The sequence below is a fragment of the Xylanibacter sp. genome (genome assembly GCF_057607445.1).
In genome coordinates, this window is the sequence record NZ_DBLZAX010000025.1 from 1 (window position 1) to 12550 (window position 12550).

7 protein-coding genes and 2 pseudogenes are annotated in these 12550 nt (G+C 42.8%); 7 read left to right on the top strand and 2 right to left on the bottom strand.

Going from position 1 to position 12550, the window contains the following annotated elements:
• Positions 1–3: 3 nt before the first annotated feature.
• Positions 4–1779: pseudogene (locus tag ACZMIG_RS13930) on the top strand (hybrid sensor histidine kinase/response regulator); the annotation flags it as partial.
• 87 nt (positions 1780–1866) lie between these two features.
• On the opposite strand, the gene istB reads toward ACZMIG_RS13930, so the two are convergent.
• Positions 1867–2622, bottom strand: a complete 756-nt coding sequence (gene istB, locus ACZMIG_RS13935; protein ID WP_011965959.1) for an IS21-like element helper ATPase IstB — start codon at positions 2620–2622, stop codon at positions 1867–1869.
• 11 nt (positions 2623–2633) lie between these two features.
• Positions 2634–4232 carry an IS21 family transposase gene (gene istA, locus ACZMIG_RS13940; RefSeq protein ID WP_011965960.1) on the bottom strand — a complete coding sequence of 533 codons (1599 nt, stop codon included), beginning with the start codon at positions 4230–4232 and terminating at the stop codon, positions 2634–2636.
• A 100-nt stretch (positions 4233–4332) separates the two neighbouring features.
• On the opposite strand from istA, the pseudogene ACZMIG_RS13945 reads away from it, so the two are divergent.
• The 6 genes and pseudogenes from ACZMIG_RS13945 to ACZMIG_RS13970 all read left to right on the top strand — a co-directional run.
• Positions 4333–4857: pseudogene (locus ACZMIG_RS13945) on the top strand (response regulator); the annotation flags it as partial.
• Positions 4850–6172, top strand: a complete 1323-nt coding sequence (locus ACZMIG_RS13950) for a sigma-54-dependent transcriptional regulator (RefSeq protein ID WP_004291471.1) — start codon at positions 4850–4852, stop codon at positions 6170–6172. The pseudogene ACZMIG_RS13945 and the gene ACZMIG_RS13950, both read left to right, overlap by 8 nt.
• 279 nt (positions 6173–6451) lie before the next feature.
• Positions 6452–6874, top strand: coding sequence for a dihydrofolate reductase family protein (locus ACZMIG_RS13955; protein ID WP_004291474.1), 423 nt, complete (start codon positions 6452–6454; stop codon positions 6872–6874).
• Positions 6875–7112: 238 nt separating this feature from the next.
• Positions 7113–7718 (top strand): RteC domain-containing protein, encoded by a 606-nt coding sequence (locus ACZMIG_RS13960; RefSeq protein ID WP_004304269.1) that lies wholly within the window; start codon positions 7113–7115, stop codon positions 7716–7718.
• Between the two features lie 301 nt (positions 7719–8019).
• On the top strand, positions 8020–9150 hold the full coding sequence (locus tag ACZMIG_RS13965) for an ATP-binding protein (RefSeq protein WP_004291480.1): 1131 nt from the start codon (positions 8020–8022) through the stop codon (positions 9148–9150).
• Positions 9151–9166: 16 nt separating this feature from the next.
• Entirely contained in the window at positions 9167–12421 is a 3255-nt protein-coding gene (locus ACZMIG_RS13970) for a P-loop NTPase fold protein (RefSeq protein ID WP_004291481.1), read from the top strand.
• Positions 12422–12550 lie beyond the last annotated feature (129 nt).

The following is a 12550-nucleotide window of genomic DNA, read 5'->3' on the forward strand; positions in this document are numbered from 1 at the left end:
ACAATACGGTTGGGGTATATACTTATCTCCGTTCTTATCGGATGTATAGCATATAATAGCTTCTATGAATGGCAGGAGATAGAAGCATTAGAACTTGACAATAAAAAAATAGACGAGTTCCGAAAAGAGATAAACAATATCAATATTCAAATGATAAAATTCTCTCTATTTGGTGAAACAATACTGGAATGGAACGATAAAGATATCGAGCATTACCATGCACGGCGTATGGCAATGGACAGTATGCTCTGCCGTTTCAAGGCCACCTATCCAGCAGAGCGCATCGATAGTGTGCGCAGTCTTTTAGAGGATAAGGAACGACAGATGTTCCAGATAGTCCGGTTAATGGATGAACAACAATCTATTAACAAGAAGATAGCCAATCAAATTCCGGTTATTGTACAGAAAAGTGTGCAGGAACAGTCCAAAAAGCCAAAACGAAAAGGTTTCTTAGGCATATTCGGCAAAAAAAAGGAAGTAACTCCAGCAGTATCAACCACTATCCTTCATTCGGTCAATAGAAACGTAATCAGCGAACAGAAAGTGCAGGATCGCCAATTGTCGGAACAAGCCGACAGCCTTGCAGCTCGTAATGCAGAACTTAACAGACAACTGCAAGAATTGATTTGCCAAATAGAAGAAAAGGTACAAACCGAACTGCAAAGCCGGGAAAACGAAATAGTTGCCATGCGTGAAAAGTCATTTATGCAAGTAGGCGGTTTAATGGGATTCGTTCTTCTATTGTTGTTAATTTCCTACATCATCATACATCGTGATGCAAAAAGCATTAAACAATACAAGCACAAGACAACTGATTTGATAAGGCAACTGGAACAATCCGTACAACGGAACGAGGCACTGATAACGTCAAGGAAGAAGGCGGTACATACTATCACCCATGAACTGCGCACACCGCTGACAGCAATAACAGGCTATGCCGGACTGATACGGAAAGAACAGTGTGAGGATAAGTCCGGGCAGTATATCCAAAACATACTGCAATCCTCCGACCGTATGCGGGATATGCTTAACACTTTGCTTGACTTCTTCCGCCTGGACAACGGCAAGGAACAGCCCCGTCTGTCACCCTGCCGGATTTCAGCAATCACGCACACACTTGAAACGGAGTTCATGCCTGTTGCCGTGAACAAAGGGCTGTCCTTGTCCGTGAAGACTGGACACGATGCCATTGTATTGACCGACAAAGAGCGAATAATACAAATCGGGAATAACCTGCTGTCAAACGCTGTCAAGTTCACAGAAGAAGGCGGTGTTTCTTTGATTACTGAATATGATAATGGAGTTCTGACACTGGTCGTTGAAGATACAGGTACAGGCATGACAGAAGAGGAACAGAAACAAGCGTTCGGTGCGTTTGAACGTCTATCAAATGCCGCCGCAAAGGAGGGTTTCGGGCTTGGGCTTGCCATAATGCGTAATATTGTGTCGATGCTTGGCGGAACAATCCGTTTAGACAGCAAGAAAGGGAAAGGCAGTCGTTTCACAGTTGAAATTTCTATGCAGGAAGCTGAAGAACAGCTTGGATATACAAGCAATACACCTGTTTATCATAACAATAAATTCCATGATGTTGTCGCCATTGACAATGATGAGGTATTACTTCTGATGCTGAAAGAGATGTATTCCCAAGAAGGAATACACTGCGACACTTGCACCGATGCTGCGGCACTGATGGAAATGATACGCCAGAAAGAATACAGCCTGTTGCTGACAGACTTGAATATGCCCGATATAAACGGTTTCGAATTGCTGGAACTGTAGATACTAATTGAAAAGTGCACCGTATTTTAATTGAAAAGAGCTCCATCCATACTTGTTACAAAATTACATATAAGTTTAAAATCTTCATTTATCTTGTCTCATTTTTTGTGTTTCTTTGAGCCTATAAGAGAGTCCGGTCATATTTACCAGATAGGCTTTATGTGTAAGCCTGTCGACCATTGCCGCTACAAGCACCTTGTCCTTTATGATTTCATTCCATCTGTTAAAAGCCAAATTAGTAGTAATGATTGTAGCTTTTTTCCCGGCCCTTAAGGACAAGTGGTTAAAAAGCAGTTCTCCTCCTTCCTTGTCACAACTGACATATCCGAATTCATCACAGATAACCAGATCGTATTTTTCAAACCGTAATTGCAACGCCCGCAGTGTCTTTGCGGATTTGGCTTCCCTTATCTGGGTAAGCAAGACAGGGACTGAAGTAAACAATACGGTAAAATCCTGCTGGCAGGCCTTTATTCCTAAAGCCGTAGCAATATGAGTCTTTCCCGTCCCCGGATTTCCATACAGGACTATGTTTCTTCCCTCCCTGATGAAGTCCAGTGTTTCCAATTCAGGCAATATTATCTGTGCCTCTTTGGGCATGTCTTCCATGACAAGTTCATGCAGATACTTCATTTGTGGGAATCCCGCAGATTTTATCCTTGATTTTCTTCTACATTCCCTTCTTCTGACACTTTCCTTTCCAAGCAATTCGGTCAAGAAATGCAAATGGCTCCAGTTTTCTCCGGCTGCCAATGAAAGGGTGTATTCCAGTTCCTCTTTGAAGGCCAGCAGCTTCAGTTCTGTCGCATAGTCATAAATGGTTTCTTTTTCTGATTTCATATATTATAAACTTAAATGGTTGGTATTATATCATGCGCTTCATTGTATCCTGTCATGAGTGCCGTAATGCCTTCAAGCATATCCACGGCTTCTCTTTCTATATTCTCTTGTTGTGCCGGAAGAACAGGCGACTCCATGGATTCTTCCATCTCTTCCTGTGCGTTGCCATGCAACATGGCCTTTACCTGTTCCGGAGATATCTTTCTGACACCACGTCCGGTCAGTTCCCTGCATGCCCTGATGATGTCTGTCCCGGAAAAACCATTTTCCCATGCATAGTCCAGCAGCAGGACGAATGCCCTGTTGTCATTCTTGAAATAGCTGTCATACAGTCTTTTCAGTTCTTCCGGTGCTCTTTGCCAGACCACAGAATGAGGTAATGCACCCGGTTTACGGGAAAGTGTACGCAAGTAGTGCTCCAGCTTGATGCACCAGTCGCCACCACAATAACTGCGTTGGTGCGAGGCCACTTTCTCCTTCCCGTACAGGATGACGATTTTTTCACTGTAGACCTTGACATGTACTTTTTCTCCTACAAGGGAATCAGGTACGGAATAATGAACATTTTTCATGCTGACAGTCGACCACTTGTCCACGATGTACTCATTGACCTCAAAACAGCCAAGGTTGCCGGGAAAAGGCTTCAGCGATGACAAATCAGCCTCCAGACGCGATGATTTCTCCGCTGTTGAAAGACTGCCCTGCTCGTTGTTGACCTGCGTACACATTCGGTTCAAATGCTCCTGGGCGGAACGTATGTCATTGAAATGGTCAGTCAGGCAGAAAGCTTTCCTCCTGACATATTCCACGCTGCGTTCCACATGCCCTTTCTCCCATCCGGCCCGTACATTACAGAAACGGTACTCAAAACAATAGAAACCGGACATCTTCATCAGGGCTTCCGTAGGCTTCTTGTCACCACCGACAAAGCTCTTGACGGCTACACGCATATTGTCATAGACCATCATGGCGGGGACACCATGTATATCCCTGAAGAAGTTGCGGTGGGATTCCATGAAGGCAAGCGTATTCTGATGCCTGAAAAGGTAGGCGTATCTGCCATTGCTATGCCCGAAAGTGAATACGGCCAGATAAAACTTGGTCTTGACACCGTCAATAAAAAGAAGGACTTCACCCCAGTCAAACTCAACAATGCATCCCGGCTCATAGAACAACCGGATAAAGGCTTCGCTCTTTTTCTTCTCTTTGTATGACTCTATATTTTTTATATAACTGCACACTGTGGCATAACTGATGGTATATCCTTTGGATAACAGAAACTGGTGGATATCCTTCTTCAGCATGCGCTGCTTGCGAAGCCCCGTAGCTACCTTAACGGCATTCTTCTTCAGGCAAAACCCGATCTCGTCCTTAATCTCTTGTGTAAGGCGGCGAGGGCGGCGTTTGGAACTGTCATACTTGGGCTGGACGGTAAGCAAATCACTCAAAGCCTCTTCCGGATTATCAGTACGGATGGCTGATTCGTATTCTGAAAGAATATTGTCAACGGTATGACGGCTGACATGAAGTTCACGAGAGATACGCCGTTTGCTATAACCGCATACTCTATACATGTGTATTATTGATTGTCTTTCTACCATAGTCTTCATTTTACCTTTGTATTTGGATGATACAAAGGTCATTATACTTATCCTATGGCGGCGCACTTTTCAATTGGAATATTGGCGCACTTTTCAATTAGTATCTACATTGCTGGAACTGTTGCGTTCGTCCAACGTGGGCAATTCACCAACAATCCCGGTGGTTGTGGCAACCGCTTCGGGCAGTTGTAACAAAGGGGAACTATTGGCAAAAGGCTTTGCCGGATGCCTGTTCAAACCGTTCTCCATATCGGAACTGATGGAGGTTTCCGACAGGTGTGCCATAAAAGCGACACCGGACGGGAAACCGGACTTTTCCGCCTTATTGTCCTATGGCAATGAAGCCGTCATGCTGGAAAAGTTGATAACTGAAACAGAAAAGGAAATGCAGGCGGTACGGGATGCAGCAAAAGAAAAAGACCTGCAAAAGCTGGATTCCCTGATCCACCACCTGCGCAGTTCGTGGGAGGTGCTCCGTGCCGACCAACCGCTGAATGTACTTTACGGATTGCTTCGTGGCGATGCTCTCCCGGATGGTGAAGCGTTAAGCCATGCCGTGACTGCCGTGCTGGATAAGGGAGTGGAAATAATACGGTTGGCAGAAGAGGAAAGGAGAAAATACGAAGATGAATAAGACAAAAATAATTGTGGTGGAAGACAACATCGTGTATTGCGAATATGTCTGCAATATGCTGTCACGGGAGGGCTACCGCAATATGAAGGCTTACCACCTCTCAACCGCGAAGAAACATCTGCAACAGGCAACAGATAATGATATCGTGGTTGCCGACCTGCGTCTGCCTGACGGCAGTGGCATAGACCTTTTGTGCTGGATGCGAAAGGAGGGAAAGATGCAGCCCTTCATCATTATGACCGACTACGCCGAAGTTAATACCGCCGTGGAAAGCATGAAACTCGGCTCGATAGACTATATTCCCAAACAGCTTGTGGAGGATAAACTTGTCCCCCTGATCCGTTCCATACTGAAAGAACGTCAGGCAGGACAACGCCGTATGCCTATATTCGCCCGTGAAGGTTCCGCCTTTCAGAAAATCATGCACCGCATAAGGCTGGTAGCCGCCACCGATATGAGCGTGATGATATTTGGTGAGAACGGCACGGGCAAGGAGCATATTGCCCACCTGTTGCATGACAAGAGCAAACGTGCAGGCAAGCCATTTGTGGCGGTGGACTGCGGTTCACTCTCCAAAGAGCTTGCACCGTCGGCTTTCTTCGGACACGTCAAAGGTGCATTTACAGGTGCGGACAATGCCAAGAAAGGATATTTCCATGAGGCGGAAGGCGGCACGTTGTTTCTGGACGAGGTAGGAAACCTCGCGTTGGAAACCCAACAGATGTTGCTCCGTGCCATACAGGAGAGGCGGTATCGCCCGGTCGGAGACAAGGCAGACCGGAATTTCAATGTCCGCATCATCGCTGCTACCAATGAAGATTTGGAGGTATCGGTGAATGAAAAGCGTTTTCGGCAGGATCTTCTGTACCGCCTGCACGACTTCGGGATAACCGTTCCTCCGTTGCGTGACTGTCAAGAAGACATTATGCCGCTGGCAGAGTTCTTCCGTGATATGGCAAACAGAGAGCTGGAGTGTAGCGTGAGCGGGTTCAGTTCCGAAGCACGTAAAGCGTTGCTGACACACGCATGGCCGGGCAACGTGCGGGAACTTCGGCAGAAAGTTATGGGTGCTGTATTGCAGGCGCAGGAAGGTGTTGTCATGAAAGAGCATCTGGAACTTGCCGTGACGAAACCGACCTCTACTGTCAGCTTCGCCTTGCGCAATGACGCGGAGGATAAGGAGCGGATATTGCGTGCGTTGAAACAGGCAAACGGCAACCGGAGTGTCGCCGCAGAACTGCTCGGCATAGGCAGGACAACACTATACAGCAAACTTGAAGAGTATGGACTTAAATATAAATTCAAGCAATCATAGCCCGTAATTCACTGAATTTGGCTATCTTTGCATAACATTTGAGAAAAACGGCGATTGGCAGGAGCTTTTCGCCGCCAACATATAGGATAAGACCGCAAGGCGTTTCAAGCGAAAATCTGGTAAATTGGAACTACGGAGACGATTGCGTGATGCTTATGCTATGCTTACGCATAGCGTGCATTCACGTACTCTCCGTAAAGGCTTTACCAGAGCCATCGCTTGAAGGTAGTGTGAATTGCACGCTACTTTTTTACCCTTGCCTAACGAAAGGAAACGATTATGGGTAAAGTTCAGATTCTCGCCGTACTGACGATGGACGGATGTCTTTCTTCAGAGTTATATGATAAAGCACATCAGGATTTGTGCCTTGACCGTTGCGGTCTTGATGAAATCAGGAAGAAAGCCTTTTACCGTGTGACACCGGACTATTCCATTTCAATGCTGCACGAATGGAGAAAAGACTGCACAAACATCCGTTACCTCGCGGAAGCCACACCGGACACGGCAGACTATATAAACGGACTGCTGCGGATGCACGCTGTGGATGAAATCATACTATACACCGTTCCTTTCATATCCGGAAGCGGACGACATTTTTTTAAGTCGGCTCTGCCAGAGCAACACTGGACGCTTTCCTCTTTGAAAAGCTATCCCAACGGTGTATGTCGCATTATCTATATCCTTGATAAAAAAGCAAGATAGCCAAAATGTGCGGCAAGCATACATTTCTATTTTCAGGAATAGAATAAATGTTCCGATTACAAACAATTTAAGTCGGAGATAATTTGTCCTTGTGAAAAAATACTGAATTTTATACCTCTGAAATCCAGCACTTTGTAAAATTGAGTGTTGGATTTTTTATTTTCTGCCGCGTTTTTTGCCAATTATATTCATGTGCGCACGCAGAAAACAAAGTGTAATTTTCAAAATTGACAGAACCATGAATTATTTCTTGCTGGCGGAAACCGACTTTTTCCGCCTGATAAACGAAGCCGGCGACTGCAATATGGAAACGGCATACACGGCTTTCGCCACCCAAGTGATCGAACTGTGCAACGGCGGCATGGACATGAACCTTACCGTCATCGCGCTTGCCTACATCGAAATCGAGTTGCAGCACCATCCCGTACGTAATCTGTCAGAAGAAAAAAGAGAGATTGCCGCCTACGTCAGCAAGGCTCTGTCTTTCGTAAGAAAGATGCAGAAATTCCTTGCCACGCCCCAAGTGCCACCACTAATATCCGCCAACAACGCAACAGAAACCACCGCCAGCCTTCTTCAATGGACGGGCAATGCCATCGACCTCGTGGAACTTATCTACGGCATAGACGTGATGGGCTGCATCAACAACGGCAATATGCCGCTCAAACAGCTCGCCCCACTTCTCTATAAGATATTCGGGGTTGATTCTAAAGACTGCTACCGCTTCTACACTGATATCAAACGCCGGAAGAACGAAAGCCGCACCTATTTCATTGACAGGATGCAGGAAAAACTGAACGAGAGAATGTTGCGTGATGAGGAGTTGGAGCGGATGAGAAAATAAAAAAATATCCATTACATATGAGAAGACAGGAATACTCGTATCCTGTCTTTTTATTTTCATTTAATTATATATTAATTAGCACAATATATGTGAGTTTTTCATTCCTATAAGGACAAATTTCAGAAACGTATGTCTGGTAAATTATTGAGTCATCATAGTATGAACATATATCATTACTAAAAACAATGAAACAACTTCCATAAGATTGTGGTTGTAAAAATCGCCATTTAATAGCCCGTTTTTTTTGTAAAATTCGCCAATTAAAAAAATATGATTATCTTTGCATTATATTTTATAAGGTATGGAAACAGTAAATAGAATACTTCAAGAGAAGATTACAGCACGAATCGCGCCCAATAAAGCAGTACTGATTTTTGGTGCTCGCCGTGTTGGTAAAACGGTAATGATGCGTAAAATTGTGGACAACTATTCAGGTAGGACGATGATGCTCAACGGCGAAGACTACGACACATTAGCACTATTGGAGAATCGCTCAATAGCCAATTATCGGCATTTATTGGATGGTATTGATTTGCTGGCTATTGATGAGGCACAGAACATACCACAAATCGGTAGTATTCTGAAGTTGATAGTTGATGAAATACCGGGAATAAGTGTCTTGGCAAGTGGTTCTTCGTCATTCGATTTGCTGAATAAGACTGGTGAACCGTTGGTCGGCCGCAGTACGCAATTTCTCCTTACACCATTCTCGCAACGGGAAATCGCACAGACGGAAACGGCACTTGAAACCCGCCAGAACCTCGAAGCGCGCTTGATTTACGGTTCCTATCCCGAAGTAGTAATGATGGAGAACTATGAACGTAAAACAGACTACCTACGTGATATTGTCGGTGCATACCTGCTTAAAGATATCTTAGCAATTGACGGCTTAAAAAATTCGAGCAAGATGCGCGATCTACTGCGATTGATAGCTTTTCAGTTGGGCAGCGAAGTTTCTTACGAAGAGTTAGGTAAACAACTCGGCATGAGCAAGACGACCGTTGAAAAATACCTCGACCTATTGGAAAAGGTCTTCGTTATCTATCGTCTGGGGGCTTATTCGCGTAACCTACGCAAGGAGGTTACAAAAGCTGGCAAGTGGTACTTCTACGACAACGGCATTCGCAATGCCATTATCGGGGCTTTCTCACCGCTGGCCATTCGGCAGGATGTCGGTGCGCTGTGGGAGAACTACATCATCGGAGAGCGGCGCAAAGCGAACTTCAATGAGGGACTGCACAGGGAGTTCTATTTCTGGCGCACCTACGACAAACAGGAAATCGACCTGATTGAGGAGAGTGCCGACAGTCTTACCGCCTTGGAGTTCAAGTGGGGAAATAAAATGCCGGCCGCACCGAAAGCCTTCCAAGAAGCCTATCCCTATGCCGAGTTTCATGTGGTAAATCGGGAGAATTATTTGGAGTTCGTATAATCAATAAATTACGTATATGGAAACAAAACTACAATCCAAACAGCAATATCCGCGGTTTATCCAAAATAAACCGTGTGGTATTGACAAATTCGATGGAGGTTCGCAAGAAAGGTTGGCAAAAACTATTGCTCGCCATTTTTGTCAGAATGATTCATTGGATGAGGAATGTACTTTACCTCGAATTATCGGCATCGAAGGTATTTGGGGATCTGGAAAATCCAACGTGGTTAAAATGTTGGAACGTGAATTATCAGACGACTATTACTTTTTTGAGTATGACGCATGGGGACATCAAGAGGACTTGCAACGCCGCTCTATATTGGAATTGCTTACAAGCAAACTTATTGATGATGGTATCCTATCTGGAAATGCAACAATAAAAGTCAAAGGTGGAGGTACGAAAACCGTATCATGGTCTGAAAAGCTGAAATATTTATTAGCCCGTAAAACGGAGACCGTAACCGAAAAATATCCCCTTATCAGTAATGGTATGGTTGCGGCATTTTTGGTTGCAGTTTTAACTCCGATATTTACATTTATTGCGTATGCAGTAAAACCTACACCCACAACATGGTGGTTTTCTTTATTGTCTATTATCATAGCTGCACTGCCAGTTCTTATTGCATTGTGCGTTTGGAAATGGGCATATAGCAAAGATCATAAATATGGATGGAGTTATATGTTAGCTATTTATCAAGATAAAGTCGAAAAGGACGTTTGCTATGAGACTTTGAGCGAAGACGAACCAACGGTTTACGAGTTCAAAACATGGATGCAAGACATTTCTGATTTTATCAAGGAAAAAGGACAACGTAAATTAGTCCTTGTTTTTGACAACATGGATCGTCTCCCCGCTGAAAAAGTAAAAGAATTATGGTCTTCTATCCATACGTTCTTCGCCGATAGCGGTTTTGAAAATGTTTGGGCTGTTATTCCTTTCGATGAAACACATTTAGCTTGTGCATTCGGAGATGAGACCGACGAACAAACGAAACAACTGACCAAGTATTTTATCAATAAAACTTTCCCTATTGTTTATCGTGTTGCTCCTCCTGTTATTACCGACTATCGAAGTATATTCAACAAACTGTTTGTTGAAGCATTTGGAGAAACAGAAAATGAAGCGAAAGAAACTATAAATCGGATATTCAGATTGGTAAATCCTAATGCCAATGTTAGGGAAATTATATCATATATCAATGAGATGGTCGCTCTTAAACAAGAGTGGTGTAACGAAATTTTGATGATAAACATAGCATTGTTCTGTTTGAAGAAGACGGATATTCTGGCAAATCCAGTAGAACAAATATTGTCCGGCGACTATCTGAATGGCATTCAAACAATAATTAACAATGATCTGCAAACACAACGCGAAATTGCAGCTTTGGTATATGGTGTCGATGTTGAAGATGCTCGACAAATTCCATTGAAAAAATATATTGAAGGCTGCATCAACGGAGAAGAAGACCACGACATAAATCAATATGCAGAGACTAATAAACAATTTGACACTGTATTAGAAGAAGTTATACAATGTATGGACAATGCGCTTATCGATAAGATTATACATTGTTTGCATAAATTAACTCGAAAGAGCGATGTTATTCTGCGTGTATGGCAAAGAATAGCACAATTGAAATTAAAAGAATCCATAGAGAAGCAGGTGTTCCCTGTCGAATACCAAGAACTGCTGTTGCATTTAGACACGGAAAGCCAAAACCATGTGATTGCTCAATTATATAAGAAGATAGTTCGGTTCAATGACTTCAATGGCGGCGACTATTTCAAAACGTTAGATGCAATAGACAGGTTTATTGCGCAAAATAAGTTGGCGTGCGATTTTACGTCATTGATTGAAGCAAAAACAGTCAAGCCAAATACATTTATCGATTATATTCAAGCTGCAAATGCAACAGATGCTGCCTATCGGGATAACGCGACAACTAAAGCATATAAATATTATCAAGTAGCAACAAATTCGGAGGCGCTCGATAATTATTTGGCAAACTTACTACCCGATAATTTCGACCATGCAGATATTGTAAAAACGTTAAAAGATAATTCTACCTATACGTTTCCAACGCTTTTGCAAGCGATCACGAATTGCATTGATGAACAGAATGTAAATAAAGATAATATAGGGGCTATATTTACAACCTATCGTTTATTGGCATCTGACGAAGAAAGACCTTTACCTGTAACGTTAGATTCAACCTACATAAATCAGTTGCATTCTGAATTAGAAACTGATGGCCGAAACATTAAAGAGTCTGGATATTACGATTTAGTCGCCATGCAATTGGCACATGGTCATTCCGTTTCCTTAATAGAGGGTGGAGATATAAAATATGTTGCAGAACTCATGGACTATTATGTGGATCATGGAGACTTATTAGTAAATAGTGTGGGATGGAATATACCGCTATTAAATGAAACACTACAATACATGGTAAATCATAAACTTGGCTATAAATTATTGCTCTCAGACATATTGCCCCAATTTGAAGATATTAAGAACAGAATAGGTGTAACGGATGAGGTATTTATCGAGCATTTAGCAGAGTGGAATACCGATTTGGATAAGTATATCACTAAGAACAATATTAAAGATGTAATTCCTGACGCATCTTTTTACGATTTGACCACTAAAATAAGCAATGTCCTGACCGATCATATCAATAAAATAGCGTTCGAAGCGTTGTCTGAAATAAGTGTTGATACATTATACGCCCAAAGAACAGCACATACATCATATTATTGGTTTGTCGCAATAAAACATTTACTGGCTAAAATCAAATCCTTGCCAGATAACTTGACTGAATTTGGCAAAAAGATTCTGATGGATATTGCTTCTGGAACTCAAAGTTTGAATCCTTTCCCTAATTGTTTCAAGAATATAGTTGAAAGATTGGATAAACGAAAAATTAAATCGACAGTTACCGATATAAGAAATGATTTCTGCATCGGTAAAAAGACTATCAATGCAATAAAGTTTCAATTTTTCGAAACATGGCTTAGATCGCATGGTAATTTGAAAAGTCAAGCTGGAGACGTTATTGATAAAATAGTGAAACCTGTAATTTCCGATGGGGCATGCCGTTCATTGATTCTGCAAAACAAAGATTTTTATATGGATTTAATAAATACAGCAGGGGATGATGCTTATGAATTGAAAAAGAGTCTCCGAAACCTCATACAAAAAGATTCAGATCCGCAATTGGTTAAATTTGTCAATTCGATAGATTCAGTACCTGAGGTTGAAACCGCGTAAGTATTTGTCTAACAAGTCCGAATTTTACGATTTTACCCGTCAGAACTGAAGTGCCCCCCAAAAAAATTGTATCCAACTTTTGGGGGTCACTTCAAACTTCGATAGGGATAATTTTCAATTTTGGGGACT

Excerpts from the sequence above, each read along its gene's own strand:
- istB (WP_011965959.1), bottom strand. The coding sequence starts at position 2,622 with ATGAAATCAGAAAAAGAAACCATTTATGACTATGCGACAGAACTGAAG.
- istA (WP_011965960.1), bottom strand. The coding sequence starts at position 4,232 with ATGAAGACTATGGTAGAAAGACAATCAATAATACACATGTATAGAGTA.
- ACZMIG_RS13950 (WP_004291471.1), top strand. The coding sequence starts at position 4,850 with ATGAATAAGACAAAAATAATTGTGGTGGAAGACAACATCGTGTATTGC.
- ACZMIG_RS13955 (WP_004291474.1), top strand. The coding sequence starts at position 6,452 with ATGGGTAAAGTTCAGATTCTCGCCGTACTGACGATGGACGGATGTCTT.
- ACZMIG_RS13960 (WP_004304269.1), top strand. The coding sequence starts at position 7,113 with ATGAATTATTTCTTGCTGGCGGAAACCGACTTTTTCCGCCTGATAAAC.
- ACZMIG_RS13965 (WP_004291480.1), top strand. The coding sequence starts at position 8,020 with ATGGAAACAGTAAATAGAATACTTCAAGAGAAGATTACAGCACGAATC.
- ACZMIG_RS13970 (WP_004291481.1), top strand. The coding sequence starts at position 9,167 with ATGGAAACAAAACTACAATCCAAACAGCAATATCCGCGGTTTATCCAA.